Origin of the sequence: Streptomyces violens (assembly GCF_000717745.1) — a bacterium.
Lineage (GTDB): Bacteria > Actinomycetota > Actinomycetes > Streptomycetales > Streptomycetaceae > Streptomyces > Streptomyces violens.
This window is the reverse complement of record NZ_JOBH01000013.1, coordinates 70,495-96,218: the sequence shown is the minus strand read 5'-3', so window position 1 is coordinate 96,218 and position 25,724 is coordinate 70,495. Positions and strand designations below refer to the sequence as shown.

Sequence of the window (25,724 nt, the reverse complement as noted above, 5' to 3'; positions counted from 1 at the left end):
GCGGCCTGCCCAGGCCGAAACGATGGACGGGTGAGCGACGCACAGGAGGCCGTCGAGCCGCCCTCGGAGACGCAGTCCGCCCCCGCCAGAGCCCGCGGCCGCCTGCGGCCGGTCAAGCCGGACGGAGGCACCAGCGGCGGGTCCTACCTCCGCTTCCCCCATATCCACGGGGACACGCTGTGTTTCGCCGCCGAGGACGACCTGTGGGTGGCACCGGTCGTCCCGGAGGACGCCGAGCCACCCCGCGCCTGGCGGCTGACCGTGGACCGCACGCGGGTGAGCCATCCACGCTTCTCCCCCGACGGCAGCGAGATCGCGTTCACCACATGGCGCAGCCTGGACCCGGAAGTCCACCTGGTCCCCGCCGAGGGCGGCCCGGCCCGCCGGCTGACGTACTGGGGCAGCGTGGACGCCCGGGTGTGCGGCTGGACCCCGGACGGCGAGATCCTGGCGGTGTCCTCGCACGGCCAGCCGTTCTCGTACTACTCCTGGGCGTACAAGCTGCCGACGGACGGCAGCCCCGGCGGGCGGCTGCCGTGGGGGCCGGTGTCGAACATCGCGGTGGCCGACATCGCCGGCGAGCACCAGACACTGCTGCTCAGCGGCACCCCGCCCCATGAGCCCGCGGCGTGGAAGCGGTACCGCGGCGGCGCGACGGGGCGGCTGTGGCTGCACGGCACCCAGCTCGTGCCGGAGATCAACGGCCATCTGGACACCCCGATGTTCGTCGACGGCCGCATCGCCTTCCTCTCCGACCACGAAGGCGTCGGGAATGTCTATTCGTGCCTCCCCGACGGCACGGACCTGCGCCGCCACACCGACCACGCGGACTTCTACGCCCGGCACGCCGCCAGCGACGGCGAGCGCATCGTGTACCAGTGCGCGGGCGAGCTGTGGCTGGTGGACGATCTGAGCCCGGCGGGCAGGCCGCGCAAGCTGCCGGTCCGGCTCGGCGGGCCGCGCACGGGCCGCCGCACGCATCAGGTGCCCGCCGCCGCCAACGTCACCTCCCTCGCGGTGGACACCACCGGCCGGGCCAGCGCGGTCGGGGTGCGCGGCAGCCTGTACTGGCTCACGCACCGCGACGGCCCGGCGCGCACGATCCACGATGTCCCGGGGGTGCGGGTCCGGCTGCCGGAGATGCTGGGCGACACGGGCCGGATCGCGTACGTCACCGATGTGGTGGGCGAGGACGCCATCGAGATCTCGGACCTGCCGAAGGCGTCCGGGCCCGGGGAGCCGCGCCGGCTCGCCGCCGGGCAGCTCGGCCGGGTGCACGAGCTGGTGTCGGCGCCGGACGGCGAGCGGCTGGCGGTGGCCGCGAACGACGGGCGGCTGCTGCTGGTGGACGCCTCCGAGGAGGGCACGGGCGAGGTCACCGAGCTGGTGCGCTCGGACAACGGCCCGGTGCGCGACCTGGCATTCTCGCCCGATTCCAAGTGGCTGACCTGGTCGCATCCGGGCATCGGCCGGTCGCTGCGGAAAATCAGGATCGCCAAGCTGGGCAACGGCCTGGTCGTGGACGTCACCAACGGGCGCTTCGAGGACGAGCAGCCGGTCTTCACCCGCGACGGCCGCTACCTGGCGTTCCTGTCCTGGCGCGGCTTCGACCCGGTCTACGACGTGCACACCGGCGACCTGTCCTTCCCACTGGGCTGCCGCCCGTATCTGGTCCCGCTCTCCTCGGCCACCCCCTCGCCCTTCGCGCTGTCCCCGGAGGGCCGGCCCGCGGCCGGCGGCCTGGACCCGGTGGACACGGCGGCCGAGGGCATGGTGCTGGTGGAGGTGGAGGGGCTGCCGAGCCGGGTGACGCCGTTCCCGGTCGCGGCCTCGAAGTACTCCGCGCTCTCGCCGGTGGCCGGCGGCGGGCTGGTGTGGCTGCGCTGGCCGATCTCCGGGGCGCTGGGCGAGACCTTCGCCAACCCGGACAACACCTCGGGCCAGCCGACGCTGGAACACTTCGACCTGGTCAAGGCCAAGCGCACGGAGCTGACCGGCTCGATCGACTCCTACGCGCTCAGCGGCGACGGCACCCGTCTCGTGATCAACGACGAGGGTGATCTGCGGTCGGTGCCCTCGATCGAGACCCCGGACGCCGACTCCACGGTCTTCCTGGACCTGCGGCGCATCCTGCACGACGTGGACCCGGCGGCGGAGTGGCGGCAGGCGTTCGACGAGGCGGGCCGCATCGTGCGCTCCTACTTCTGGGATCCGGGCATGTGCGGCATCGACTGGGGCGCCGTGCTGGACCAGTACCGCCCGCTGGTCGAACGGGTCGCCTCCCCGGACGAGTTCGCCGACCTGCTGCGCGAGGTGATGGGCGAGCTGGGGACCTCGCACGCGTACGTGACCGGCGCGCGGCGCAACGAAGGCCCGCCGCACTACCAGCGCGCGATCGGCCTGCTGGGCGCCAACTTCGTGTGCCGCAACGACCGCTGGATCCTCAAGCGCATCCTGCCCGGCGACTCCTCCGACTCCAAGGCCCGCTCCCCGCTGGCCGGTACGGGCATCCGCGAGGGCGCGGTGCTCACGCACATCGACGGCCGCGCGGTCGACCCGGTGACGGGCCCGTTTCCCCTGCTGGCAGCGGCGGGCGGCACCACAGTGGAGCTGACCTTCGAGTCCCCCGAAGGTGACGGCCGCTCCCGCCGCGTGGCCATCGTGCCGCTGATCGACGAGCGTCCGCTGCGGTACCAGGACTGGGTGGCCAAGCGCCGCGAGGTGGTGCGCGAGCTGAGCGGCGGCAAGTGCGGCTATCTACACATCCCCGACATGGGCGGCTCCGGCTGGGCGCAGTTCAACCGCGACCTGCGGATGGAGGTCTCGCATCCGGCGCTGATCGTGGATGTACGGGGCAACGCCGGCGGCAATATCTCCGAGCTGGTCATCGAGAAGCTGACCCGCACGATCGTGGGCTGGGACCTGACCCGGGACGCGCAGCCGGTGACGTATGTGTCGAACGCGCCGCGCGGTCCGGTCGTCGCGGTCGCCGACGAGATGACGTCCTCCGACGGCGACATGATCATCGCGGCCTTCAAACTGCAGGGCATCGGCCCGGTGGTGGGCCTGCGCACCTGGGGCGGGGTGGTCGGGATGACCGGCCGGCACCGCCTCGGCGACGGCACCTCGATCACCGTCCCGATGAACGCCGCATGGTTCGACGCGTACGGCTGGGACGTGGAGAACCGCGGCGTGGAGGCCGACATCGAGGCGCTGCGTTCGCCGCTCCAGTGGGCGGAGGGCCGCAACCCACAGCTCGGCGTCGCCGTCCGTACGGCGCTGGAGCTGCTGGAGCGGCACCCGGCGACGGACCCGCCCGGGCTCGCCAACGTCCCCGACAACAGCCGGCCGGCGCTGCCGCCGCGGGGCTGAGGACGCGGACCGTCTGAAGGACAGGCATCGAGGGGCGCACCCGCTTCGGGTGCGCCCCTCGATGCCCGCCAAGGCCCGCCTCTCAGGCGTCCAGGCCCTCCTCGGAGGTCTTGCGCGGGCCGGACGCCGCCTCTTGGGTGCGCTCCGGCACGTCCTCGTCACCGGTCAATTGCCGCGCCCGCTCGTCGAGCTCCCGCTGCTTCGCCCGGAACTGGTCTATGAGGCCCATGACGTGTACTCCCGTGGGGGTGACGACAGAACGTACACCAGTGTGACATAAACCCACAGAAGCATCATTTCGGACATGTGAATCGCTGGTTACCGCTGCGACCGCGCGCTCTCGTCCGCCGCGCCGCCGGCGCCCACCAGGCCGACCTTCATGCCGTCCAGCCGGCTGCCGAAGCGCTTCATCTCGCGCTGCCCGACCGACCCGATGACCGCGGGCAGATAGCCGCGGATGGACTGCATGCCGCGCAGCCACCACTGCCCGTACACATGCGCGGAGCGGCGCTCGATGCCGGCCACGATCCGGTCGACGGCGGGGCTCAGCGGATATGTCTTGTTCGACGGCCAGGGCAGCCGCTGGCGCAGCTCGCGCATCACGTCGTCCTGGTCGGCGCCGCGCACCATGTCGGTGTCCGTCCAGCTCAGGTAGCCCACGCCGACCTTCACGCCCTTGTAGCCGACCTCGGCGCGCAGGCTGTGCGCGAACGCCTCGACGCCCGACTTGGACGCGCAGTACGCGGTCATCATCGGCGCCGGGGTGATCGCGGCGAGCGAGGCGATCTGCAGGAAGTACCCGCGGGACTCCATCAGTACGGGCAGGAAGGCGCGGCCGGTGACCGCGCCGCCGATGAGGTTGACCTCGATGACGCGCTTCCAGGCGACCGGGTCGGAGTCGACGAACGGGCCGCCGGTGGCGACGCCCGCGTTGGCGACCACCACGTCCACCTTGCCGAAGCGGGCCTTCACCTCCTGCGCGACCTGGGCGAGCGCCTCGTGGTCGGTGACATCGGCGTGCCAGTGGGCCGCCTCGCCGTGCAGGGAGGCGGCGACCTTCTTCAGCTCGTCCGGCTCCAGGCCGACCAGCGCGAGCGTGGCCCCGCGGGCCGACAGCTTGCGGGCCAGCAGCTCGCCGACGCCCCGGGCCGCACCGGTGACGACGACGACCTGGCCCTCCAGGGTCCTGCGTCCGCTCATGCCGTCTTCTCCTTCGCTTCCCCGGCGCGCCGCGCCTTCGTCTTCTGCTGCGGGGCGAGCACGGCCGGCTCGGGGGCGGCCGCGGTCAGGTGGTCCCGTACGAGCTCGCGGATTTTGCCGGTCACCACGTCCGGCGCCTCGATGGGCGTCATGTGGCCCAGCCCCGGCAGTTCGGTGAGGCCGAGGCAGTCCGGCAGTACGGAGGCCAGCCGGCGGGCGAGCACGACCGGGGTGAGCCGGTCGGCGGTGCCCTGCAGTATCGCGGTGGGCACGGTCAGGCGGGCCACCTCGCCGGTCAGCTCCAGGCTCGCGAGGACCTTGCCCCACTGGGCACGTACCCCGACCGGGCAGGAATGCACGATGCGGGCGCACGCCTCGACCTGTTCGGGCGTCGCGTGGGGGCCCATCGTGGCGTACTTCAGGACGCGCTTCGCGGGCGGTGTGACGGGGCCCAGCGGGGCGCGCGAGCCGAGGACGGCGCGGTGCGCGAAGCGGCGCGCGCCGGGTGAGCGCAGCGGTATCACCCGGGACTCTGCCGCGAGGTCGGCGGCGCCGGTGCTGCAGAGCAGTATCGCGGCGGCGCGTGCGCCCAGGCCGGGGCGGCGGGCCGCGGCCATCGCGGTCATGCCGCCCATGGAGTGCCCGGCCAGTACGGTGCGTTCGCCGGGCTCCAGGGCCGTGCCGAGCACGGCTTCGAGGTCGTCGGCGAGCGCCTCGGTGCTGTAGCCGCCGGGGCCGGCCGCCGGGCTGCGGCCGTGACCGCGCTGGTCGTAGACGACGACCTTGTGATCGGTGGCCAGCTCCCGTACGACGGGGGCCCAGAAGGCGGTGGAGCAGGTCCAGCCGTGCGCGAGGACGACGGCGGGCGCGCCCTCGGGGCCGTGGATCTCGGTGTGCAGCCGGGAGCCGTCGGCGGAGGTGACGGTCAGCTCGCGGCGGGCGGCGGGCGGGGCGTAGCGCCCGCTGGTGGCGTGCGGCGGGCGGCTCATGCGACGGCCTCCACGGTCCGGTCTGCCTTGCCGGTGTCCGCGGTCACCTTGCCCGGCCGGGGGCGCAGCACCTCGTACTCGGCGAGGTCGACCTGCCGGGTGACCTTGCGGAACTCTGCGGTGGTGCCGGGCCAGACGGTGGTGTTGCGGCCGTTGGCGTCCAGGTACCAGCTGTCGCAGCCGCCGGTGCTCCACACCGTCCGCTCCATCCGCTTCTGGATGTCGGCCGACCAGGCGTGCACCGCGGAGGGGCGGGCGTCCAGGGCGATCCGGTCGCCGAGGAGGTCGAGCTGGCGCAGGTAGTCGATCATGTAGTTCAGCTGGGCCTCGATGATGAGGATCATCGAACTGTTCCCGAGCCCGGTGTTGGGGCCGATGATCGTGAGGAAGTTGGGGAAGCCGGCCGCGCTGCTGCCGCGCAGCGCCTCCATGCCGTCCTTCCACTCCTCGGCGAGGGTGGTGCCGTGCGCGCCGGTCACCCGCTCCGCGATGGGCATGTCGGTGACGTGGAAGCCGGTACCGAAGATGATCGCGTCGACCTCGGTCTCGGTGCCGTCCGTGGCGACCAGGGTGTTGCCGCGCACCTCCTTCAGACCGGAGGCGACGACGTCCACATTGGGCTTGGCGAGCGCCGGGTAGTAGCTGTTGGACAGCAGGATGCGCTTGCAGCCGATGCGGTAGTCGGGGGTGAGTCTGGCGCGCAGCGCGGGGTCCTTGACCGCCCGGTGCATATGGGCCTTGGCCAGCGCCTGGACCATGCCCAGCTCCTTGGGCCGCTTGGTGAACGCGGAGACCTGGAGCTCGCGGATGCCCCACAGCAGCTGGCGGCGGAGCGCCCGGGTGGCGGGCACCTTGGTGTGCAGCCAGTGCTCGGCGCGGGTGATCTTCCGGTCCGCGCGCGGCATGACCCACGGGGGCGTCCGCTGGAAGACGGTCAGCTTGTCCACGGTCGGTTGGATCGCGGGCACGATCTGGATCGCCGAGGCGCCGGTACCGATCATCGCGACGCGCTTGCCGCGCAGGTCGTAGTCGTGGTCCCAGCGGGCCGAGTGGAAGACCTTGCCCTGGAAGCCGTCGAGGCCGGGGACGTCCGGTATCTGCGGGTCGGAGAGCGGCCCGGTCGCCGAGACGACCATGTCGGCGGTGAGCGCTCCCTGCGCCGTCTCGATCTCCCAGTACAGCTCGTCGGCGTTCCAGCGGGCGCTGCGCACCTCCGCGTTGAAGCGGATGTGCGGGCGCAGCCCGAAGGTGTCGGTGACCTTCTCCAGGTACGCCCGGATGTGCGGCTGCCCGGAGAAGTTCCGCGGCCACTCGGGGTTGGGCGCGAAGGAGAAGGAGTACAGGTGCGAGGGGACGTCGCAGGCGCATCCCGGGTAGCTGTTGTCGCGCCAGGTGCCGCCCACCGAGTCGGCCCGTTCCAGGACGACGAAGTCGGTGATTCCCTGGCGGCGCAGCCGGACGGCGGCCCCCAGGCCGCCGAATCCCGATCCGATCACCGCCACCCGTACGTGTTCGTGCTCGCGCTCGGCCATGCCGCGCCTCCTGTCCGTCCCTGACTCCGAACCGCGCCAGTAATCACTGGCACAGTCGGAGAGTAGGGCAGGTACGTACTGAGCGGTAGGGGTTGGGCGGGAGGAAGTTACCGGCGGTTGCACCTCGCAGTGCGTCCGGGCCCGCGGCATAGGCTGAAGCCGTGGAAGCGAAGACAGGCACCAAGGACGGCCCGAAGGAACGCGAGTTCCGCATGACCGAGCTGGCCAAGGAGGCCGGCATCACGGTGCGTACGCTGCGCTTCTACCGCGAGCGCAAGCTCATCCCGCCACCCCGCCGCGAAGGCCGCATCGCCTGGTACAACGAGCATCACCTGGCCCGGCTCCGGACGATCGCGGGCCTGCTGGAGCGCGGCCACAACCTCGGCGGCATCGCACAGCTCCTCACCGCCTTCGAGAGCGGCCGCGACGTCGGCGAGCTGCTGGGCCTGGACAGCGGTTCACTGGTGGCCCCCTTCTCGGAGGAGACTCCGGTCCGGCTCACCCCCGAGGAGCTGGCCGACCACTTCAAGGACCATGTGACGGTCGACAACCTCGCCAAGTCCCTGGACATCGGCTATCTCGCCGTGGACGGCGACGAGTTCGTCCACATCAGCCGCCGGCTGCTGGACGCCTCGACGGACCTGGTCGCCGAGGGCGTGCCGCTCGCCGCCGTACTGGACGCCGGGCGCCAGGTGCGCGCGCACGCCGACGCGCTGGCCGAGCTGTTCATCACGGTCATCCGCACCCACGTCCTGCAGGACGTACTGGCACGCGCGGAGGCCGGCGGCACGCTCGGCCCGGAGGAGCTGACGAAGCTCGCGGGGACCATCGACAAGCTCCGCCCGCTCTCCAAGAGCATCGTCGACGCCGAACTGTCCATGGCCATGGACCGCCGCATCGGCACGGAACTGTCCTCGTGGGCGGGCGGTACGGGGACGGGCGATACGGCTGCGGGCGATACGGCGCCGGGCGCCCCGGAAACGGACTGAGCCCGCCCCCGGCGGCCTGCGCGCGCCGGGAACGGGCTCCTCGCACTACTGCCGGCTACGCGCCCGCCGGCTTCGCCACGTGCGGCTGAGTACCCGCGGGCTTCATCTCCTCGGGCTTGGCCGCGTCATGGTGACCGGACTCCGGCTTGGCGGCCTCCGGCTTCTCGTGGTCCGGCTTCTCGTGGTCCGGCTTCGCAGCCTCGTGGTGCCCCGACTCGTGGTGACCGGACGCGGGCTTCGTCGCGTCCTGCTTCGCCGCGTCCTGCTTCGTCGCATCCGGCTTCGCCGCGTCCTGCTTCGCCGGGTCCGGCTTGGCCGCATCGTGGTGGCCCGGCTCCGGCTTCGCCGGCTCCTGCTTACCGTTCTGCGGCTGCTGCACCGGGTCCTGCTGCTGCGCGGCCGCCGCCTGCCGGACCTCGGTCAGCTTCCAGATCTGCCGCGGGTCTTTGAGGGAGCACGGCTTCAGGGAGACGCGGTCGCCCTTCTTCCGGTCGAGGATCTCGGTGACGCAGTCCTGCCGGGGCGCACCGCGCAGCTGCCCCCGACTGGGGTCCGTGCCGGGTCTGCGGATCTGGTAACCGGCGCCGTGCTTCGTGAACGTCCAGTCCGTCATCTGCTTCACGGAGCAGGACGGGAACATCAGCTTCCGTGCGGGGTTGATGCCGAGGCAGCCCTTCTTCGCGTCGCTGCGCAGCTGGAACCGCTCGGCGTGCGGCTTCAGAGCGAACACATCGGTCGCCCCCTGGCTGCCGCAGGTGATGAGCGACAGATCCAGCATCCCCTTGGCCGCACGGGGCGCCAGGCACCGGCCGTCGGCCGCGCTGGCGATGCGGAATTCCCCCTTCCCCGGAGCGGCGGGCCGGCCGCCGGGGTCACCCATGGCGGTCCCCGCCTGGGCGAGCAGCAGCGCCGCTCCGGCCACCGCGCCGGACACAGCCTTGATCCTGTACCGCATGTTGCGTTTCCTCTCCTGCCTTGCCGCACGACCGGAACGGCCCCGCGACATCAATGTCGACAAAACGCAACAAAGCATGAAAACAGGAGAGATGCCGACTAACACGCATGAGTGGGTGAAAGAAACGGCGCGCTGGAGTGCCCCACTCGGACACGCGAGTGAACGCCGGCTCTGCTCCCCGCAAGCATGGCAACCGCCCGCGCGGACAGCGTTGCTAGATTGAGCCATCGGCCATTCGAGGGACGCATATGGGGGAGTCAGCAGTTGGCTTGGGACGAGTGGGAACAGCTGAAGGCCGACACGGCCGGCCAGGCGTCACCCGGGATGCAACTCGCCGGCACCGGAAGTGGCGGAGGAGGGGGACAAGGGGACCTGCGGGCCAGCCAGAAGGACCTGGCCGCCGTGGGGAACAGCGCCTTCTCGCTGTTCGAGGATCTGGGGCGGTACGGGCGTGACGCCTGGTCCAGCAGCCAGACCGCGGCCAAGGACCTCAAGAGCCAGGAGTACGAGATCGGCGGTGCGCTGCACCACGTGCAGGCACGGTGGGAGAAGCAGCTCCAGTCACTCCTGGATGCCTGCGCCCACATCTCCAATCATCTGGATTACACCAAGAAGGCGCACCAGGGCGATGAGTACCACGTCGCCTCGACCATCAGCAGCATCTCCCGGCTGGACAGCGGATTCGACGAGCGGACTCAGCGCTGATGGACCTCGAAGCACTGCGGCACGGCAACTTCTCCCTGCTCGGGGACGCCATCAACGACTGGACCGACATGATCGGCCACCTCAAGGACCTCGAAGAACGCGCGAAGGACGACCTCAAGAAAAAGTCCGACAAAGCCAACTGGGCCGGCCTCAACGCCAGCGTCACTCGTGAATTCATCACGAAGACCGCCGGTGAATTCTCGGATGCGGTGACCCAGGCCACCACCATTCGCGACATTCTCCGGGACACCCGCAGTGAGCTCATCAAACACCGCGACGCCCTCAACGCCGCCATCGACCGCGGCTGGGACAAGCACCTCAGTGTCGTCGGTACGCAAGGCGGCGGCTTCAAGATCTACGTCAACGTCCATCCCGAGCCCAAAGACGCCGAGAAGGACATGACAGCCCTGCGCGACGAGCTCCAGGGCATCCTCAACAAGGCGACCGAGAGCGACAGCACCGCCGCGCAGGCTCTCCGTGCCATCGCTGACCAGGCCAAATATGGCTTCTCCGACGCTTCTTACAAGGACCGGGACTCCGCCTCGGAGGCCATCAAGGCGGCCGAGGACCTGGCCCGGATCGGCGCCAAGGATCCCAAGGACCTGACCGCCAAGGATTTCGACAAGCTGAATTCCGGCCTCAAGAAGTATGCGGACGATCCACTCTTCGCCGCCACCTTCGCCGGAAAGCTCAAGGCCAAGGGAACCTTGGAGCTGTGGGCTGGGATCAACGACCCGCACACCAACTACGAGCTGGGGCACTCCCGCGTCGACAAGTACGACGACCTGCAGAAGAACTTGAGCCTCACCCTGGCCAGCGCCACCCAGAGCGACAGTCCGGCGATGACGAGCTGGAAACGGGACATGGTTCAACTGGGTCCCGAGCCAGTGGGCAGGTCGGGGGGCCCAATGGGCTTCCAGGTGATGAGCAACCTCATGCGCTGGGGCGACTTCGACGACAAGTTCCTCAACGACTACGGCAACAAGCTCATCGCAACCGAGAAAAAGCTCACCGACAATGGGCGCCACGAACCGTTGCCCTGGCAGCACAAGGCCATCGATCCGTTCCTCAACCGTACCGGTACGGACTCGGGCTCGGATCCCATGACCGGCTTCATGAAGGCCCTTTCCAAGAGCCCCGACGCCGCGACCGAGTTTTTCCACGACCCCTTCGTCACGAAGGACGAGGACCACGACTTCGAGCGCGACACCGACGGCGACGAAAAGAAGGGCAAAGTCGGCCTCAGCAACTTCCAGTACCTCTTCGAGGAGCGGGACTGGCCACAGGACGAGAACAGCGAGGGCAAGGACAGCGTCACCGGCCGGGACTCCCTGGCCCTGGCCCTGGAGGCGGCCACCACTGGGCACCCCGTGGGCACCCAGCCGTCACCGGAGGACTACGCCCACAGCAAGGAACAGGCCGACCTGTACAAGGGAATCGTCGAATCCGTCTCGGAGAATCCCGAACGCCTGACGAAACACGGCTTCATGTCGGACAGCTTCGGACGAATGTCGGGCGAGTACATGCCGGACATCAACCGGTCACTCTGCGCAGATGAGCTGGGTGTTGCCAAGTTGTATCCGGTATCCGGCTCAGTGGCACAGATGGAGCAGTCGGACACCACGCGCTTCCTTCACACGCTGGGGCAGAACCCGGATGGGTTCAAATATGTGACAGCTGGACAGCACGCTTATACGAACGCGTTGCTGGAGTACCACTACGAGAACCCCGGCGCATACATCTCCGACCGGAAATTCCCCGAGATGGGAAATCTCAAGGAAGCCGTACACGCCATCGCAAGGCAAGCCGGTGAAGTTCAAGGCACGATCGCCTCGGGCAGAGCTTTCGAGGTGGAACAGTCCGGCGCGGAGAGGGACGAGGAGTTCAACAACGCCCTGGAATCCACCAAGACCTGGGTAGGCAGCGCAGCGGGGATCGGCGTCGGCCTGGTCGCAGCCCCCTACACAGGGCCGGGGGCAGCCGTTGCCGGCGGGTTGGCAGGGACGGCTACGGACCAGATCCTGGGCTCGATCGTCGATGGCCTGAAGAGGGACGGTTCTACCGAGATTCTCTATCGCAATGGGAAGGACTGGGATGACGTACAAAAGTCAACCTCGCTGCTCATTCAACAAGGCGCCGAGAAAGCTGGACAACGTTCCGGCAATGAATCGCAAAACATTGTTGCCACTTCCGGTGGTCAGGTAGAAATCGGCTACGGCGCCGCTGCAGACAATGTGCGCAACTATGTTCAAGGCCAGCACGGGCCACCTGCTGCCGGAAAGTGATGAAATGAGCCTGACGCGTACGAAAATCGTTGCAGCGATACTGACGGCCGGCTTGCTGGTCGCGGTGGCGATTACTGCTGCCGTGGCGGACTTTCCACCCTTCGAGAAGGAGGGGACCGTCGACTCCGCCTCCGTCTGCGACTCTCTTGGAGGCGGTGACGGGAAAGTAAGGGACGTAAAAAACGCTCTACCCTCGGCGGCGAAGTACACCTTCGATGATAGCGATCCGGCGCGTTCCGATCCGAGCCAAAGCACCTTCACGTCCTCTTGTTTCGTCTCCGCTGATGACAAGATTTCCCTCAGCATTCGGACGGAGATGATCCGAGCCGCCTCGGCCGACGTGTGGGCCAAGCACGTCGTGGCCAACAACGAGTACGTGGGGGCGCGAGAGGCCAAGGCATTCGGCGCTGGCGAGAGCGCCCTGTCCGGAGAGCGCTTCGCAGCGGTTTACGTACCGTGCGTGCCGGACGGCAAGATTCCGGGCGGTGTCCGCAATCTCAGCGTGGTGGCGCGAGCCATGGCTCAGCCCTCTGCCGAGCCCGAAGTGGCCGAGCGCAGCCTGAAGGCCTTGTTGCTCGACGCGGCGCGGCACGCGCATTCGCGGGCCAAGTGCGACCTGCCCTCGAAGCTGCCCGGCGACTCGTAGCGACGGCGGTCGAGGAGGATCGGGACGCGGGAGCTGCGGGAGTTCCTCAGCGCCCCGGCTCCTCGGAGGCCGTGGACCGCCGGCCCCGAGCCGGCTCAGAGGTCGTAGACCGCCGTCACCGGCGCATGATCGGACCACCGCAGGTCATAAGACGCGGCGCGTTCCACGTACGCCTTCAGGGCGCGGTCCGCGAGGGCCGGGGTGGCCATTTGGTAGTCGATGCGCCAGCCGGCGTCGTTGTCGAAGGCCTTGCCGCGGTAGGACCACCAGGAGTACGGGCCCGCGACGTTCGGGTGGAGGGCGCGGACGACGTCCCGGTAGCCCGCCTCGGCCAGGACGCGGGTGAGCCAGGCGCGCTCCTCGGGGAGGAAGCCGGCCTTCTTCTGGTTGGCCTTCCAGTTCTTGAGGTCCGCTTCCTGGTGGGCGATGTTCCAGTCACCGCAGACCACGACCTCGCGGCCGTCCGCCGCTGCCTTGCCCTTCAGCTCCACCAGGTACGGCAGGAACTCCGCCATGAAGCGTTCCTTCTCGTCCTGCCGGTCCGTGCCGACCTCACCGGAGGGCAGGTAGAGGCTGGCGACCGTGACGCCCGGGAGGTCGGCCTCGACGTAGCGGCCGCTGGTGTCGAACTCCGCCGCCCCGAAGCCCACCCGTACCTCGTCCGGCTCCCGGCGCGTGAGCAGCCCCACACCGGCCCGCCCCTTGGCCGCGGCCGGCGCGTACGTGGCGAACCAGCCCTCGGGCGCCCGTACCCCCGCCGGGAGCTGGTCGAGCTCGGCACGCACTTCCTGCAGGCAGATCACGTCCGCGGTGGTCTCCGCCAGCCACGGTACGAAGCCCTTCTTCGAGGCGGCCCGCAGGCCATTGACGTTTACTGAGGTCACGGTGAGCATCCGGGCACGATACCGACTCACGGAACGCGCTCGCCCCACGCGGTCGGACGCCCGTACGATTCCATGAATGGAGATTTCGCCCGTTGTCCGCGCCGTGCGGTACGACCACCCCGACGCCGTGAAGCTCGATGAGCTGGTGCAGCAGGAGTACGTGCTGCGGTACGGCGATCCCGACGTCACCCCGCTGGATCCGGAGATGTTCGCGCCGCCGAACGGGATCTATCTCCTCGCGTACGAGGACGGCCGCCCGCTGGCGACCGGCGGCTGGCGCCGGCAGGACGCCAACGACGAGGGGTACTCGGACGGCGACGCCGAGATCAAGCGGATGTTCGTGACGGCCGAGGCGCGCGGACGGGGGCTCGCGCGCCGGATCCTGGCCGCGCTGGAGGACGACGCGCGCGCCGCCGGGCGGACGCGGATGGTGCTGGAGACCGGGATCAAGCAGCCGGAGGCGCTGGAGCTGTACGCGTCCAGCGGCTACCGGCCGGTGCCGAAGTTCGGGCACTACCGGGAGTACGAGGAGAGCCGCTGCTTCGGCAAGGCGCTGTGACGCGGGCGGCCAAGCTGCTGTGACGCCGGTTCACTGAGGGCCGCCGAGCCCCCTCTCCCCCGCGTTCGTGATCTTTGTTGACATCCTCCCGGGCACCCTTCCATACTCATTCCACTAATTAACTAGTGAAAGGGGGGACCGGGATGAGTGAAGCCATCGCGATGGAAGCCCGGGAGCTGGGCAAGAAGTACCGGCGCGACTGGGCCCTGCGGGACCTGTCCTTCCGGCTGCCCGCCGGCCGGGTCTGCGCGCTCGTCGGACCGAACGGCGCGGGCAAGAGCACGTTCCTCGGGGCCGCCACCCGGCTCGTCCGGCCGACCACCGGAACGCTGGAGCTGTTCGGCGTGCCCGTCACCGACCCCGCCGTGCTGTCCCGGTTCGCCTTCCTGGCGCAGGACAAGCCGCTGTACAAGCGGTTCACGGTCGCCGAAACGCTGCGCATGGGCCGCGAGCTCAACCCCCGCTGGGACCAGGCGGCGGCGGAGCGGATCGTGCGGGCCGGGGACATCCCGCTGGACGCCAAGGTCGGGACGCTGTCCGGAGGGCAGCGCACCCGGGTCGCGTTCGCGCTGGCCTTCGGGAAGCGCCCGCAGCTCCTGCTGCTCGACGAGCCGATGGCCGACCTCGACCCGCTCGCCCGGCACGAGCTGTCCGGCCTGCTGCTGGCCGAGGCCGCCGAGCACGGCACGACGGTGCTCATGTCGTCCCATGTACTCGCCGACCTGGAGGAGATGTGCGACTTCCTCCTCGTACTGGCCGGGGGCCGGCTGCGCATGGCGGGCGACACCGACGCGCTGCTGCCCGCGCACGCACTGCTCACCGGCGCGGCGGAGGACGGCGCCCTGCCCCGGGAGGTGACCGACGGCCACACGGTCGTGGAGCACCGCGTCACGGGCCGGCAGTTCACCGCGCTCGTACGGAGCGAGGGGCCCCGCGCCGAGCTGCCCGACGGCCCGTGGGAGACCGCCGTGCCCGGCCTGGAAGAGGTCCTGCTCGGCTACCTCCGCTCCCCCGAAGCCCCGTCCCTGATCACCGCCGCTGCCCGGCCCTCGACCCACCTGGAGGCGGCGTGAGCACGCTGACCGACCCCCGTCCCGCCACCGCCCGGAGCGGCGGCCCGCTGCACGGCCTGACCTGGCTGGTGTGGCGCCGCAACCGCACGGCGTTCCTGCTGCTGGCCGCCGTCACGGTGGTGGTCTGCGGATACTGCCTCTACTACCGCGCCGGCGTGCTGGACTTTGTCGCCCAGTACGGCAACGACATCCGCTACAGCGAAAAGTTCGACAAGGCGTACAAGGAGGTGTTCGACCGCATCTACGTCCTGTCCAACCTGCCCGCCCTGCTCGGCATCTTCCTCGGCGCCCCGCTGATCGCGGGCGAGCAGGAGCACGGCACCGTACGGCTGGCCACCACCCAGTCCGTATCGCGGACCCGCTGGATCGCCGCGACCGTGGGACTGCCCCTGCTGGCCGCCCTCGTCTCCACCACCCTCATCTCTGTCGCCTTCACCACCCTGTGGTCGCCGGCGAACCAGCTCGTGAACTACGGCGACTGGCTCGGCGGGACGATCTTCGACATCACAGGCCCGGTGCCGGTCGCGCTGGCGCTGTTCCTCACCAGCTGCGGTATCGCCGTGGGCATGCTCGTACGCCGCGTGGTCCCCGCCATGGTGCTCACGCTCATCGCCGCCACCGGCACCTCGATCGCCATGGACCGGCTGCGGACCGCCCTTACCACCCCGCACACGGTGACCGGCCCCGCTTCCCACGACTTCCCGGCCATCCCGGACTCCGCGATCAACTACGACCAGTGGCTGGGCACCGCCGACGGCCGCCTCCTGGGCTGGGGCACCTGCGTCGACGCCAAGAACGAGGCGGCGTGCCAGTCCGACCTGGGCATCGTGCACAAGATCGTCGAGTACTTCAGCCTCGACCAGATGGCGGGGATGCAGTGGCGCGGTGCCGGCATCCTCCTTGTACTGACCGCCCTGATCGTGGCGTTCATCGTGCAGTGGACCCGCCGGCGGCCGCTCTGAACACCCACTGCGCACACCGACGCGTACACCGACGCGTGCACCGAGCGGAGAGGCGCTGACCATGGTCGAATTCCGCATCGACCGGCGCAGCGGCGTCGCCACGTACCAGCAGATCGTCCAGCAGGTCCGGCAGGCGCTGCGGCTGGGCACGCTGGTGGAGGGCGACCGGCTGCCGACCGCCGCGCAGGTCGCCGCCACCACGAAGGTCAATCCGAACACCACGCTCAAGGCATACCGCGAGCTGGAGCGCGAGGGCCTGGTGGAGCCGCGCCCGGGCCTGGGCACCTTCGTGAGCCGCACCCTCGCCCGCCCGGAGTCCGAGGGAGACGCGGCTCTCCGGGCCGAACTGGCGGCCTGGCTGGACCGGGCCCGCACGGAGGGCCTGGACCGCGAGGACGTGGAGGCGCTGTTCGCCGCGGTGTTGGAGGAACGCTTCCCGAGGGCCTGAAGTTCCCCCTGTCCGCAGCCTCCTGGCTTGACCCTCACGTCACGTCAGGCCGCAGGCTGAGCGGGACGGACGCCGGATGACGGGCTGACGGCGTACGGACACGGACGGGGAAGGCGTTTCCATGAGCTATTCGGTCGGGCAGGTATCCGGCTTCGCGGGCGTGACGGTGCGCGCCCTGCACCACTACGACCGGACCGGGCTGCTCTCGCCCAGCGAGCGCAGCCCGGCCGGTTACCGGCTCTACAGCGACGCCGACCTGGCCCGCCTCCAGCAGATCCTCTTCTACCGCGAACTGGGCTTCTCCCTGGAGGAGATCGAAGCGATCCTCGCCGACCCACAGGCAAACGCGCTGGAACAGCTCCGCGCCCGCCACCGGCTGCTCACCGAGCAGTTGGAGAAGCTGCAGCGCCTGGTCGAGGTCGCCGAACGGGCCATGGAGGTCCAGCAGACCGGCGTCCCGCTGACCCCGGACGAGCGATTCGCGGTCTTCGGTGAGGTCACGTTCGACCTCACCTACGCCACCGAAGCCCACCTGAAGTGGCAGCACAGCGAGGGCCACCAGCGCTCGATGGCGCGCGCCGCCGCACACAGCAAGGAGGACTGGGCGCGCCTCATGTCCGAGGCGGCGGCCTGGCGGCACCGGCTGACCACCGCCTTCGACGCGGGCGCACCGCCCGGGGGCGAGCGGGCCATGGAACTCGCCGAGGAACACCGCCGGCACATCACCCGCTGGTTCACCCCCTGCCCACCCGACATGCACTGCCGCATCGCGGAGGACTTCACCGCCGATCCACGAGCCTTCGCGCTCACCGTCCCACCGTCCGAACAGCGGCCGGGCCTCGCCGCGTACCTGCTGACGGCGGTACGGGCCAACGCGGTGCACCGGGGCTCGACGGAGGACGGCACGCGATGCGGATCCTGATCACGGCGGCCGGTTCGCGCGGGGACGTGGTCCCGTACACCGGGCTCGGCGCGCGGTTGCGGGCGGCGGGACACGAGGTGGCGCTGGCTACGCATGAGGCGTACGCGGTGGCGGTACGGGCCGCCGGCCTGGAGTTCCGTCCGCTGCCCGCGGATCCGCGCACAGGCGGGCCGCGCACAGCCGGGCCCGCCTCTGGGGACGCCACTGGGCCCGCCTCCGGAGTCGCCAGTGGCAGGCGAGCCTTGATGGCCCGGGCCGCCGCCTTCCTGGCGGAGCTCGGCGACGGACTCGCCGACGCGGCGGCACCCGGCGCCGACCTGTTACTGCTGTCCACCACCACGGCCCCACTCGGCTGGCAGCTCGCCGAAGCCACCGGCACCCCGAGCCTGGGCGTGTACCTCCAACCCACCCATCCCACCGAGGACTTCCCGCCCGCCATGGGCGGCGGCCGCCCGCTGGGCCGCTGGGGCAACCGCCTCGCGGGCACCGCGGCCCTGAAGATCGTCGACCGCCTCTACGCCGCCCCCGTACGCGCCCTGCGCACCCGGCTCGGCCTCCCTCCCGCACCCCTCTCCGCGGTGCGGGCCCGCAGGGAGGCGGCCCGCTGGCCGGTACTGCACGGCTTCAGCCCGCTGCTGGTCCCCCGCCCCGCCGACTGGCGCCCGGGCCTCGAAGTGACCGGCACGTGGTGGCCGTACGCGGCGCCGAACGACCGCCTCTCACCCACCCTCGAGGACTTCCTCGCGGCCGGCCCCCCACCGGTCTTCATCGGCTTCGGCAGCATGGCCGCCGGGGAGGGCGAACGCCTCGGTGAACTGGCGGTACGGGCCCTGCGCCGCGCGGGAGCACGCGGCATCCTCCAAGCGGGCTGGGCGGGACTGGCGGCCGACGACGCAGCGGACGGCATCCTCTCGGTCGGGGACCTGCCGCACGCACTGCTCTTCCCCCGGGTGGCCGCAGTCGTCCACCACTGCGGCGCCGGCACCACTGCGGCCGCCCTACGCGCGGGAGTCCCCACCGTCCCGGTCCCGGTAACCGCCGACCAGCCCTTCTGGTCCACCCGCCTGACGGCCCTGGGCACGGCGACGGCGCCCATACCCTTCAAAACTCTGACCGGTACCGACGCCGTGGACCGCCTGGCGGCCGCCATCAGCACGGCAGTGCACGACACAGGGATACGCGAACGGGCCCGGGAGGCGGGGGCCCGGCTGGCCGTGGAGGACGGCGCCGGGGAGGTACTGCGGGCCGTGGAGCGGATCGCCGACGGCGGCCCGGCACTCAGCGCCGCACTCGGCTAGGTTCCCGACCCATGGATCCCACGGCTCACCTCCACCATCTCCGCCGCGAACTCAACACGTTCCGGGCCTGCCTCGACGGCACTCTCACCGCACCGATCACCACTTGCGGCGACTGGACGCTGCACGACCTCGCAGAACATCTGGGCCGTTCGAACGCCTGGGCGGCGGCGGCCGTGACCGAGCGGCACGGTGACCACCAGGAGCCCGCGGCGCCCCGGGAACCAGCGGCACTGTTGCCGTGGTTCGACGAGCGGTCGGCGCGGCTGCTCGCCGCGATGGAGAGCGACCCGGCCACGCCTGCCTGGACGTTCGCGGAACACCCGCCGCACACCCGCCGCACACCGTCGCCTTCTGGCGGCGACGCCGGGCCTTGGAGACGCTCGTCCACCGCTGGGACGCCGAACTGGCGCTCGGTACTCCCGGCCCGCTCGATACCGAGCTGGCAGGTGACGGAGTGGCCGAGGTGTTCGACACCCTCGCGCCCCGTCAGATAGTGCGCGGTCGCGCCGCCGCGCCCACGTACGCGCTCCGCCTGTACGCCACGGACACGGGGGTTTCGTGGACGTACGGGCCGGGTGCGCCGGTCGCCACGCTCGCCGCCCCGGCCGAGCGCCTGCTGCTGACGCTGTGGGGACGGCTCCCCGCGAACGGCTGCGCATGGGAGGGCGACCGGGAGGCAGGGATGCGGATGCTGGGGACGGCGCTGGTGCCCTGAGCCTGCGGGCGGGTGCGCGCTACTGCTCGGCGTCAGCAGCAGCCGCGGCCGCGGCCGCGTCCAGTGTGCGCAGCACCTCCGCCGTCCGGTCGTCGAGCGGGAAGAAGAGTTCGATGGCCAGTTCGGAGAGGGTGACGTCGTTGGGGGCGCCGATGACGGCCATGGTGCTGAAGAGGGCCAGTTCGCCGTGCGGGGTGCGGAAGCGGAGGGGGAGGACGGCCTCTGGAGTGCGCCCCTCGTTGGTGGGCGTGGTCGCCGCCTCCGGAGGTGCGTAGGCGCGTACCTCTTCGTAGAGCGCGCGCAGTTCCGGGTCGCCGGTGGCCTCGGCCTCGCGTTGCAGCCGCTCCATGAAGTGGCCGCGTACTTCGTGAAGGTTGGTGCAACGGGCGGCGAGCCCTTCGGGGTGCAGCGCCATGCGGGCCACGTTGGCCGGGGGCGCGAGCAGCTCCGGGGGTACGCCGTCCAGGAGGACGCCCATGGCGCGGTTGCCGGTGACGACGTTCCAGCCGCGGTCGACGACCACCGCCGGGTAGGGCAGATGGCTGGTCAGCATCATGTCCAGCGCGCCGCGTACGGACCGCAGCCCGTCGTCCTCCAGCCCGCTCTCCCGATAGGCGGGCGCGTAACCGGCAGCCAGTAGCAGGCTGTTGCGCTCGCGCAGCGGTACGTCGAGATGGTCGGCCAGGCGCAGCACCATCGCGCGGCTGGGGCGGGCCCGGCCGGTCTCCACGCAGGACAAGTGACGGGCCGAGCTGTCGGCGCGCAGGGCCAGTTCGAGCTGGCTGAGCCGGCGGCGGCGCCGCCAGTCACGCAGCAGCGTGCCGACGCGCGGCCGGTCGGCGGGCGGGGCGTCGCGGGCGAACGGTACTGCTGCCTCGGCGAGTTCGGCGCTCATGGCCTTGAGCCTAACTGCGCCGGTCGCGGCGTCCATGACCTCGGAGGTCATTGCCCGCACCACCCGCCCCTTGCCACCGTTCGATGCGTACGGACCACTCCGTACGGACGCACCGCCGTAGCCCAAGGAGGCCCGCATGACCACCTCGACCTCTTCCCTCGCCGCCCCGGGGCGCCGCCCCGTCCGCGACGCGTCCTGGCTGCTGCGGACGGTGCTGCGGACCGACAGCGCGAGCACGGCCGCGTTCGCCGTGCTGATGCTGGCCGCCGCGGCCCTGACCACCACCCCGCTGGGGCTGCCGCGCGGGCTCGCGGTGATGTCCGGGTGCGGGATGGTGTGCGGCGCGGCCGCGTTCTGGCTGCTCGCCCGGCAGCCGGTACTGCCGCGCCGCCTCGTGGCCGGCGCGATCGCGCTCAACGCCGTGTGCGGCGCCGCGTTCGCCGTCCTGGCCTGCACCGACCTCGTACCGCTGACCGGCTTCGGGCGGGTGTTCCTCGGCGCTGGGGCCGTGATCGTCGCGGTCTTCGCCGACCTGGAGTACGTGGGCCTGCGCCGCATCCGCCGGGCAGCGCAGGCCGGCTCCCCCGATGACCGGGCCCGTACCGCCTAGGCGCGCCGCGTCCCCCGGGCGTCCCGCGACAGCCGCAGCGTGAGGATCTGGAACGGACGCAGCGCGACAGCCACCCGCCCGCCGTCCGCCACGGCATACGGAGGCGCATCGGCGAGCGGCCGTTCCAGCAGGTCGGTGGCGTACGCGGCGCTCACGGAGAAACCGGCCGTGAGCGTGGCAGAGGCCCGCCCGCCGACCGCTTCGTACAGCCGCACGATCACGTCGCCGCCGCGGTCCTCGGCGAGCTTGACCGCCTCGACGACCACCGCGTCGTTGTCCACGCCGACCAGCGGCTCGACCTCCCGGGAGCCGGGCACCGTCCGCTCGGGGAGGTTGATCCAGTGCCCCTCGCGCACCGCGTCCAGCGTCCCCGCGCCGGGCGCGAGCCCGTACCGCAGCCGGTGCCGGCCCTGGTCGGTCTCCGGGTCCGGGTAACGCGGAGCACGCAGCAGGGACAGCCGGACGGTCGTGGTCTGACCGCCGTCGGCGCGTACGTCGCGCGTGACGTCGTGCCCGTACGTGGAGTCGTTGACCAGCGCGGTGCCCCAGCCGGGCTCCTCGACCTGAATCCAGCGGTGCGCGCAGATCTCGAACTTGGCTGCCTCCCAGGAGGTGTTGGTGTGAGTGGGCCGGTGGACATGCCCGAACTGGGTCTCGGCGGCGGACCGGTCGGCCTTCACGTCCAGCGGGAAGGCGGCCTTGAGGATCTTCTCCTTTTCGTGCCAGTCGATATCGGCGGTGATTTCCAGGGCGGCGGAACCCTCACGGAGAGTAACGGCCTGGGTGACCGTGGAGTTCCCGAAGGCGCGACGGACCTCGACCGTGGCCGCGTCGGGCCCGTCGGCGATCAGCCGCAGCTCCGCCACCTCGGTCAGGTCGGTGACGCGGTGCCGGTAGAAGGCGTCGATGTCCCAGGCGTCCCAGAAGTTGGGCAGGTCGGGATGGACCTGGAGGAGGTTCGCGGCCCGCCCCGGCGCCAGCGCCTCGCGCCGGGCCCGCAGGTCGTACGCGGAGACCAGCAGCCCGCGGCCGTCGATCTCGGCGCGCAGCACCCCATTGGCGAGGATCCACCCGCCACCGGGACGCTCGACCGCGCCGACCTCCATGGAACGCCCGGTGACCGCGCGAGCCGCGCCGCCCGCCGGTACGCCGCGCCGGGCGTGCGGCGCCGCGTTGAACACGATCTCGTCGCTGCCGGGCCCGGCAAGCGCCCGCTGCGCGCCGTCGGTGATCTCCCGCAGCTCGGCGTGGACCCGCGCATAGGTCTCCCGGGCCTCCCGGTGCACCCAGGCGATCGACGAACCGGGCAGGATGTCGTGGAACTGGTGCAGCAGCACTGTTTTCCACAGCCGCTCCAGTTCTTCGTACGGATACGCGTACTCCGGTACGCGCACCGCGGCGGTCGCCGCCCACAGCTCCGCCTCGCGCAGCAGCGACTCGCTGAAGCGGTTGCCCTGCTTGGTCTTCGCCTGCGAGGTGTACGTGCCGCGGTGCAGCTCCAGGTACAGCTCGCCGACCCACACGGGTGCGGCGTCCGCGTACTCCTCGTGCGCCTGCTCGAAGAAGGCGGCGGGCCGCTCGATCGCGACGCGCGGCGAACCCTCCAGGTCACGGCACCGTTCCGCGCGCGCCAGCATCTCGCGCGTCGCGCCGCCCCCGCCGTCGCCGTGCCCGAAGGGGACGAGGGACCGGCTCCCGCGGCCCTTCTCGCGGTAATTGCGCGCCGCGTGCGCCAGCTCGCGGCCGCTCAGCTCGGAGTTGTACGTGTCCACGGGCGGGAAGTGGGTGAAGACCCGGGTGCCGTCGATGCCCTCCCACCAGAAGGTGTGGTGCGGGAAGGCGTTGGTCTGGCTCCAGGAGATCTTCTGGGTGAGGAACCACCGCGCGCCCGCGAGCTTCACGAGCTGGGGCATGGCAGCGGTGTACCCGAAGGAGTCCGGCAGCCAGACCTCCTCGCTCTCGATCCCGAACTCCTCCAGGAAGAACCGTTTCCCGTACAGGAACTGCCGGGCCATGGCCTCCCCGCCGACCATGTTGGTGTCCGACTCCACCCACATCCCGCCGACCGGCACGAACTGCCCGGCCGCGATCTTCTCCTTCACCCGTGCGAAGACCTCGGGCCGGTGCTCCTTGATCCAGGCGAGCTGCTGTGCCTGGGACATGGCGAAGACGAACTCCGGGTGCTCGTCCATGAGGGCCGTCATGTTGGCGCAGGTACGGGCGACCTTCCGGACGGTTTCGCGCAGCGGCCACAGCCAGGCGGAGTCGATGTGGGCATGGCCGACCGCGCTGAGGCGGTGCGCGGAAGCGTGGGCCGGCGCGGCGAGTACAGCGACCAGCTCGGCGCGTGCGCCCTCCGTCGTACCCGGTACATCGTCGATGTCCAGGGCGTCCAGGGCACGTTCGAGAGCGCGCAGAATCTCATGACGGCGCGCGTCGTCCGCCGAAAGCTGCTCCACCAGCCCGCCCAGTACCTCCAGGTCCTGGATCAGCTCCCACACGGCGGGCTCGAAGACCGCCAGATCCAGGCGGTTCAGGCGGTAGAGCGGCGCGTCACCGGAGGTGAGCCGGTCGCCCTCGTAGGTGGGCCGCTGGACGTTGAGTACCGGATTGGCGGCGGCCTCGACGTACAGTTCGACCTCCTCGCCCCCCGCCACCCGGTCGCCGATCCGCACCCAGTCGTTGCGCGGATGGAGCCCCTTCACCGCCTCGCCGTCCGCCCGGTACACCAGCCCCTCGCTCTGGAAGCCGGGGCTCATCCGCTCGAACCCCAGGTCCAGTACGGCCTCCACGGTGCGGCCCGCCCACTCCTCCGGCACCCGCCCGGTCAGCCGGAACCAGCTGGTGCCCCAGGCCGGGCCCCAGGCGTCGCCGGCCGCCGCCGGTGCGTACGGGGCGGCCAGCCCCTCCGCCACCGGCACCGGCTCGCCCGGCGCGTCCCAGCGGCCCACGGCCAGCGGCACGGACGCGCTGTACAGGGCGGGCCTGACGCGTTCTTCGAGTACGCGGCGGAGGCGGTGTTCCACGATGCTGCGGTCGTCGTGCATGCGGCTGCTCCGGTGGGTGCGTGGGGAGACCCGGCGAGTACGGCCCTGCCTTCAGCCTGCCCGGCGAAGGCGCGGAGCCATGCACGGCGCGCCCGCAGTATGCGCGCCGCGCCCTCCGTACCGAGTGGTCCACGCCATTAACCCGTGCGGCGGGATTGCGCATTGCAACGGGTCGTCAGAACCGGTGGGGTCTCCTCTATGACAGCCTTCAAGGATCTGGCACCGCGTCCGTTCAAGGGCCTGACAGCGCGTCGTCCGTTCAAGGACCTGACGCTGCGTCGCACAGTCCCGACCGCCGTCGCCGCTTCGGCCCTGGCCCTGACCCTGACGGCGCCTCAGGAAGCCGCCGCCGTCCAGGCTGCGGGCAGCTACGCCCGGCCGATCACCGCGCCCTACTACGTGTCGGCGCGGTACGGCGTGCCCGGCGACTGGGCCGCCGGGCACCATCCAGGCGTGGACTTCGCCGTACCGACCGGCACGCGCGTCCGTTCGGTCGGCTACGGCACGGTGGTACTGGCCCGCCGCTCCGGCGACTACGGGAAGGCGGTGACCGTTCGCATGCGCGACGGTCACTACGTCGTGTACGGCCACCTCTCCCGGATCGCCGTCAGGAAGGGCCGCCACGTGCGCCCCGGCACCCGGCTGGGCTCCAGCGGCTCGACCGGCCGTTCCAGCGGCCCGCACCTGCACTTCGAGGTACGTGACGCCCGCGGCTACGGCAATGACGTCAACCCGATGCGGTACCTGGCCCGTCGCGGCGTACACATGCGCTGACGCGGCCGAGGGCGCGGACAGGACCCCGCGGAGAAACGGGTGGTGTGCGCGGTCCGGGCGGTGCTTCCGGGGTGGCCGATCTGCGCCCAGGCATTTACGCACCCCCGAAGGCCATCGGGCGGAGATATACACCTCCGACTATTACACCGGGGCCCGAGCACGAGACGCGGTATTTCCTTGGCAATTGCCGTCACCGAACCCGGCACAAGGAGGCCCTCCGGCCCTGGGCCCGGTCCGTCAGCCGCACCAGCGCGGCCGACGGGCCGGGCCGACCCACCCTCCGCGCCCGTGTCCGGCGGCCCACCAGCGACGGACGCATCCGCTCAGCATATTTACCCAAGGGCCTTCTATTGCAGAAAAACATGAACCGGTCGGCATTCCCGACGGCCGGAAAATCAAACTCGAATTACCTGGATGCCACGTTTCTTTACGGCTTTTTCTTCGTTGACGGAGTATGCCTGAGACAACCATTCCGCGAATGCGGCAACTCGGTGGCTGGCACCTGAGTTCCGCAGGCGCCGCCGGCCGCCCGGACGTACACCTGGAGCGCGCCGGGCAGCGCGTACGGCTGGAGCACACCGGCGACCTGCTGCAGGTGCTGCTCTCGGCCCTCGACGGGATCGAGGCCGGCCTGGGACCGCGGGACCGCGCGGAGCGCCCGCCGCGCATCAGACGGTAGGAGCCGTCACCGGTCCGGCCGCCACGCGGCCCGCACCGGCCTCCCGCCCCGGTCCCGGTCCCATCGATCCCACGAGAGCCGACGTGTACGACACTCCCCAGGCCCCTTATCCGTCCGGTCCCGCGCACCCGGGAGGCACCGGGTATCCGGACGGTCCCGGATACCCGGGCGGCAGTAACGGTTAC

Annotated in this window: 23 protein-coding genes and 1 pseudogene; 16 read left to right on the top strand and 8 right to left on the bottom strand. The window is 70.9% G+C overall.

Translation table 11 applies throughout. The features are described from left to right. The first annotated feature begins 102 nt into the window (after nt 1–102). On the top strand, nt 103–3,372 hold the full coding sequence (locus IF04_RS0124870) for a S41 family peptidase (protein WP_030262015.1): 3,270 nt from the start codon (nt 103–105) through the stop codon (nt 3,370–3,372). An 82-nt stretch (nt 3,373–3,454) separates the two neighbouring features. Here the strand turns inward: IF04_RS0124870 and IF04_RS38840 are convergent, their stop codons facing one another. From IF04_RS38840 to IF04_RS0124850, 4 genes are all read right to left on the bottom strand, one after another. Continuing rightward, on the bottom strand, nt 3,455–3,601 hold the full coding sequence (locus IF04_RS38840) for a hypothetical protein (RefSeq protein ID WP_157847700.1): 147 nt from the start codon (nt 3,599–3,601) through the stop codon (nt 3,455–3,457). An 89-nt stretch (nt 3,602–3,690) separates the two neighbouring features. Beyond that, nucleotides 3,691–4,572 (bottom strand): SDR family oxidoreductase, encoded by an 882-nt coding sequence (locus IF04_RS0124860; protein ID WP_030262012.1) that lies wholly within the window; start codon nt 4,570–4,572, stop codon nt 3,691–3,693. Continuing rightward, nucleotides 4,569–5,561 carry an alpha/beta fold hydrolase gene (locus tag IF04_RS0124855; protein WP_030262009.1) on the bottom strand — a complete coding sequence of 331 codons (993 nt, stop codon included), beginning with the start codon at nt 5,559–5,561 and terminating at the stop codon, nt 4,569–4,571. The genes IF04_RS0124860 and IF04_RS0124855 overlap by 4 nt, the downstream gene beginning before the upstream one ends. After that, entirely contained in the window at nt 5,558–7,093 is a 1,536-nt protein-coding gene (locus tag IF04_RS0124850; RefSeq protein ID WP_030262006.1) for a flavin-containing monooxygenase, read from the bottom strand. Before IF04_RS0124850 ends, IF04_RS0124855 begins: the two co-directional genes overlap by 4 nt. A 212-nt stretch (nt 7,094–7,305) precedes the next feature. Here IF04_RS0124850 and IF04_RS0124845 point away from each other — a divergent pair, with 212 nt between their 5' ends. Next, nucleotides 7,306–8,082, top strand: coding sequence for a MerR family transcriptional regulator (locus IF04_RS0124845; RefSeq protein WP_051831559.1), 777 nt, complete (start codon nt 7,306–7,308; stop codon nt 8,080–8,082). 55 nt (nt 8,083–8,137) lie between these two features. On the opposite strand, the gene IF04_RS0124840 is transcribed toward IF04_RS0124845, so the two are convergent. Further along, nucleotides 8,138–9,037, bottom strand: coding sequence for a hypothetical protein (locus IF04_RS0124840; protein ID WP_030261999.1), 900 nt, complete (start codon nt 9,035–9,037; stop codon nt 8,138–8,140). Between the two features lie 264 nt (nt 9,038–9,301). On the opposite strand from IF04_RS0124840, the gene IF04_RS0124835 reads away from it, so the two are divergent. The 3 genes from IF04_RS0124835 to IF04_RS36755 are packed head-to-tail and all read left to right on the top strand — an operon-like array spanning nt 9,302 to nt 12,673. Then, on the top strand, nt 9,302–9,742 hold the full coding sequence (locus tag IF04_RS0124835; protein ID WP_030261996.1) for a hypothetical protein: 441 nt from the start codon (nt 9,302–9,304) through the stop codon (nt 9,740–9,742). After that, nucleotides 9,742–12,027, top strand: a complete 2,286-nt coding sequence (locus IF04_RS0124830) for a DUF6571 family protein (RefSeq protein ID WP_030261993.1) — start codon at nt 9,742–9,744, stop codon at nt 12,025–12,027. The genes IF04_RS0124835 and IF04_RS0124830 overlap by 1 nt, the downstream gene beginning before the upstream one ends. Beyond that, nucleotides 11,987–12,673: a hypothetical protein gene (locus tag IF04_RS36755; protein WP_051831538.1), complete on the top strand. Its 687-nt coding sequence runs from the start codon at nt 11,987–11,989 to the stop codon at nt 12,671–12,673. The genes IF04_RS0124830 and IF04_RS36755 overlap by 41 nt, the downstream gene beginning before the upstream one ends. Nucleotides 12,674–12,768: 95 nt before the next feature. Here the strand turns inward: IF04_RS36755 and IF04_RS0124820 are convergent, their stop codons facing one another. Continuing rightward, nucleotides 12,769–13,566 (bottom strand): exodeoxyribonuclease III, encoded by a 798-nt coding sequence (locus IF04_RS0124820; RefSeq protein WP_030261986.1) that lies wholly within the window; start codon nt 13,564–13,566, stop codon nt 12,769–12,771. Nucleotides 13,567–13,633: 67 nt separating this feature from the next. On the opposite strand from IF04_RS0124820, the gene IF04_RS0124815 reads away from it, so the two are divergent. The 8 genes and pseudogenes from IF04_RS0124815 to IF04_RS36025 all read left to right on the top strand — a co-directional run bounded on the left by IF04_RS0124815 (nt 13,634) and on the right by IF04_RS36025 (nt 19,534). After that, nucleotides 13,634–14,116 (top strand): GNAT family N-acetyltransferase, encoded by a 483-nt coding sequence (locus IF04_RS0124815; protein ID WP_030261982.1) that lies wholly within the window; start codon nt 13,634–13,636, stop codon nt 14,114–14,116. Nucleotides 14,117–14,259: 143 nt separating this feature from the next. Then, nucleotides 14,260–15,189 carry an ABC transporter ATP-binding protein gene (locus IF04_RS0124810; protein WP_030261978.1) on the top strand — a complete coding sequence of 310 codons (930 nt, stop codon included), beginning with the start codon at nt 14,260–14,262 and terminating at the stop codon, nt 15,187–15,189. Further along, nucleotides 15,186–16,151, top strand: a complete 966-nt coding sequence (locus tag IF04_RS0124805) for an ABC transporter permease (RefSeq protein ID WP_037960594.1) — start codon at nt 15,186–15,188, stop codon at nt 16,149–16,151. Before IF04_RS0124810 ends, IF04_RS0124805 begins: the two co-directional genes overlap by 4 nt. Before the next feature lie 61 nt (nt 16,152–16,212). Then, the gene (locus tag IF04_RS0124800; RefSeq protein ID WP_030261971.1) at nt 16,213–16,599 is read left to right on the top strand and encodes a GntR family transcriptional regulator; all 387 of its coding nucleotides are present in this window, start codon (nt 16,213–16,215) and stop codon (nt 16,597–16,599) included. A 121-nt stretch (nt 16,600–16,720) separates the two neighbouring features. Then, entirely contained in the window at nt 16,721–17,521 is an 801-nt protein-coding gene (locus tag IF04_RS0124795) for a MerR family transcriptional regulator (RefSeq protein ID WP_030261968.1), read from the top strand. After that, nucleotides 17,509–18,819: a glycosyltransferase gene (locus IF04_RS0124790; protein ID WP_030261963.1), complete on the top strand. Its 1,311-nt coding sequence runs from the start codon at nt 17,509–17,511 to the stop codon at nt 18,817–18,819. The genes IF04_RS0124795 and IF04_RS0124790 overlap by 13 nt, the downstream gene beginning before the upstream one ends. An 11-nt stretch (nt 18,820–18,830) precedes the next feature. Then, nucleotides 18,831–19,091 (top strand): annotated as a pseudogene (locus IF04_RS39915) (maleylpyruvate isomerase N-terminal domain-containing protein); the annotation flags it as partial. Then, nucleotides 19,058–19,534, top strand: coding sequence for a maleylpyruvate isomerase family mycothiol-dependent enzyme (locus IF04_RS36025; protein ID WP_245654501.1), 477 nt, complete (start codon nt 19,058–19,060; stop codon nt 19,532–19,534). The pseudogene IF04_RS39915 and the gene IF04_RS36025, both read left to right, overlap by 34 nt. 19 nt (nt 19,535–19,553) lie before the next feature. Here IF04_RS36025 and IF04_RS0124780 read toward each other — a convergent pair whose 3' ends face one another. After that, the gene (locus IF04_RS0124780; RefSeq protein ID WP_245654500.1) at nt 19,554–20,480 is read right to left on the bottom strand and encodes a helix-turn-helix transcriptional regulator; all 927 of its coding nucleotides are present in this window, start codon (nt 20,478–20,480) and stop codon (nt 19,554–19,556) included. A gap of 85 nt (nt 20,481–20,565) precedes the next feature. On the opposite strand from IF04_RS0124780, the gene IF04_RS0124775 reads away from it, so the two are divergent. Continuing rightward, nucleotides 20,566–21,039, top strand: a complete 474-nt coding sequence (locus tag IF04_RS0124775) for a hypothetical protein (RefSeq protein WP_030261956.1) — start codon at nt 20,566–20,568, stop codon at nt 21,037–21,039. Here IF04_RS0124775 and IF04_RS0124770 read toward each other — a convergent pair. Further along, nucleotides 21,036–24,086, bottom strand: coding sequence for an alpha-mannosidase (locus IF04_RS0124770; RefSeq protein WP_030261953.1), 3,051 nt, complete (start codon nt 24,084–24,086; stop codon nt 21,036–21,038). The two genes, IF04_RS0124775 and IF04_RS0124770, sit on opposite strands and share 4 nt — an antisense overlap. 198 nt (nt 24,087–24,284) lie before the next feature. Here IF04_RS0124770 and IF04_RS0124765 point away from each other — a divergent pair, with 198 nt between their 5' ends. Both IF04_RS0124765 and IF04_RS0124760 read left to right on the top strand, forming a co-directional pair. Further along, nucleotides 24,285–24,860, top strand: coding sequence for a M23 family metallopeptidase (locus tag IF04_RS0124765; RefSeq protein ID WP_078600750.1), 576 nt, complete (start codon nt 24,285–24,287; stop codon nt 24,858–24,860). A 478-nt stretch (nt 24,861–25,338) separates the two neighbouring features. Then, nucleotides 25,339–25,539, top strand: coding sequence for a hypothetical protein (locus tag IF04_RS0124760; RefSeq protein ID WP_030261947.1), 201 nt, complete (start codon nt 25,339–25,341; stop codon nt 25,537–25,539). Nucleotides 25,540–25,724 lie beyond the last annotated feature (185 nt).